This window comes from Salinivibrio sp. MA427, from assembly GCF_001996115.1.
Lineage (GTDB): Bacteria > Pseudomonadota > Gammaproteobacteria > Enterobacterales > Vibrionaceae > Salinivibrio > Salinivibrio costicola.
In genome coordinates this window covers 1-2,348 of the sequence record NZ_MUFH01000344.1, presented here as the reverse complement: position 1 = coordinate 2,348, position 2,348 = coordinate 1, and the positions used below count along the sequence as shown (strand labels likewise).

Below are 2,348 nucleotides of genomic sequence, written 5' to 3'. Positions count from 1 at the left end.
GCATAAGCTTATGGCATCAACGAGTTCACAATGTGAGGCATGTAAAAGTGCGCAGCCACTTTCCTTTGCCTTTACCATGGCTTTTCAACCGATCATTCAACTTTCAACGGCAACCGTGTTTGCTTATGAGGCGTTGGCGCGTGGTATTGATGGCAGTGGAGCAGGCAGTGTGTTTAAACATGTCAACGCAGATAATCAGTATAAATTTGATCAAACCTGCCGAATCAAGGCTGTCAAATTAGCGGCAGAGCTTGCAATCCCTTGTTATCTCAGCATTAACTTTATGCCTAATGCCGTTTACGAACCTGAGCGTTGTATTCAAACAACGCTGAAAGCGGCACGCGATAACCAGTTTCCGCTCGATAAAATCCTCTTCGAGTTTACTGAGGGCGAAGAAGTGCTTGATTACGAACACATTCAACGCATCATTCACCATTATCGCTCTCAAGGCTTTCTGACCGCGATTGATGATTTTGGCTCGGGCTATTCAGGGCTAACAGCTCTCGCCAATATCGACACGCATATCATCAAATTAGATATGGCCTTGGTGCGCGATATTGATACGGACACCACGAAACAGGCCATTGTTCGCCATAGTATTGCCATGTGCCGCGAACTTGGCCGTCAAATTATTGCCGAGGGCGTAGAAACGGAAGCCGAGCTTGCTTGTTTAGCCGAACTGGGTATCGATTTATTCCAAGGCTACTACATTGCTAAGCCAGGTTTTGAATCATTACCTGCAATTAATCAATCACCTGGTTTAGAGGCCTTCCATCGTCAATAACTCGACGATGGAAGGCCGCTTAGATAGGTAGCGACTGGATAGGCATATTTTAACTGCCTCACAAATACAACTGATAACCTTTCTCATTTATTAGCCTTGCGATACAATACCGCATGATTTTTGTGAGTATAAAGGGCGTTGTATGCATAAGAGACAAAAAGGATTGATGACGCAGGGTTGGTCTCGTCGTCGTTTTTTACAATCGACAGTAGCGATGGCTGCTATCTCAACTCTCCCCGCCTGCTCGCTGAGATCTGCCTCCCGACAAACCGGGCAGTGGGAATATCACCTAAGCGCTGAACCAGGCCTCGCGTCACTCGTGCCCGGTCATCAAACCGATGTATTGGCGTTTAACGGTAAGATTCCAGCGCCTACTATTCGTTGTCGGCAAGGCGAGCCAGTGACCATTCACTTCACGAATCATTTACACGAGCCGACGACAATTCATTGGCACGGACTGCGTATACCCATAGAAATGGATGGTGTCCCCTTCTTATCTCAAGCACCAATCCAACCGGGCGAAACCTTTACCTATCGCTTTACCCCCCCTGATGCCGGCACCTTTTGGTACCATCCGCACATGAACTCTGTGGTACAGCTGGGGAAGGGACTAGTCGGAGCCATCGTGGTCGAGGAAGCCACGCCGGTTGTGTTTGATGAAGAGCACACACTGACACTCAAACACTGGCACCTTGATCGTCAAGGCAACTGGAAAGATCTCGCTATCCCTCGCTACAGCGCACGCATGGGCACTCCCGGCGAGTGGGGCACCGTCAACGGCGTTCACCACCCTGAATACACACTGCAAGAAAATGCCACCACACGGTTACGTTTGGCAAACGTGGATAATACGCTCACCTATCCGATTCAAGTGCGCGGCGCAGAGGCTTGGATCATCGCCATTGATGGCAACCCCATCGCAACGCCTCAACGGTTAGAGGAGCATAAAATCGCCCCAGGGATGCGACTAGATATCGGCCTGATTGCACCGAAAGCGGGTAGAAAGATCGAAGTCATGTACATGAAAGGACGTTTTCCATTCTTGTTGACAAGCTTTACCACAACACCGTCAACCTTAACAGACAAGCCCCTGCCCGCTCTGCCACTCAACCCCGTTGCAAAACCAGATTTAGTGAATGCCGAAACCCGTCATTTTGTGTTTGAGTGGGCCGGCGCCATTACCCCTGCGGATAAACAAGGAAAAGGAAATCACGACTTTTGGCTGATGAATAAACGTGCCTGGGAAGGGATGAGCAAAGGAAATATTCCTGAGCCAATCGCAAAACTGGAACGAGGGAAGACCTATATTTTCGATTTAAAGAATGTGACCCAGTATCATCATCCGATTCATTTGCACGGCCACACCTTCACGGTGCTGGAAATAGATGGCAAGCCTGTGACGCCGTTCCATACTGATACCGTACTATTAGGTAAAAATGGCCACGCCAAGGCTGCCTTTGTGGCGGATAACCCAGGTCTTTGGATGTATCACTGCCATGTGATTGAGCATATGAAAACTGGCCTGATGGGTTTTGTGGACGTGGTGTAGCAATACGCAAAACAT

At 48.9% G+C, this 2,348-nt stretch carries 2 protein-coding genes; both read left to right on the top strand.

Annotated features, from left to right (window positions below; genetic code table 11):
- The first annotated feature begins 10 nt into the window (after positions 1-10).
- Positions 11-784 carry an EAL domain-containing protein gene (locus tag BZG79_RS14275; protein WP_077668958.1) on the top strand — a complete coding sequence of 258 codons (774 nt, stop codon included), beginning with the start codon at positions 11-13 and terminating at the stop codon, positions 782-784.
- A 166-nt stretch (positions 785-950) separates the two neighbouring features.
- Complete coding sequence (locus BZG79_RS14270; protein WP_077774732.1) at positions 951-2,333, top strand: multicopper oxidase family protein; 1,383 nt, start codon at positions 951-953, stop codon at positions 2,331-2,333.
- Positions 2,334-2,348: the final 15 nt, after the last annotated feature.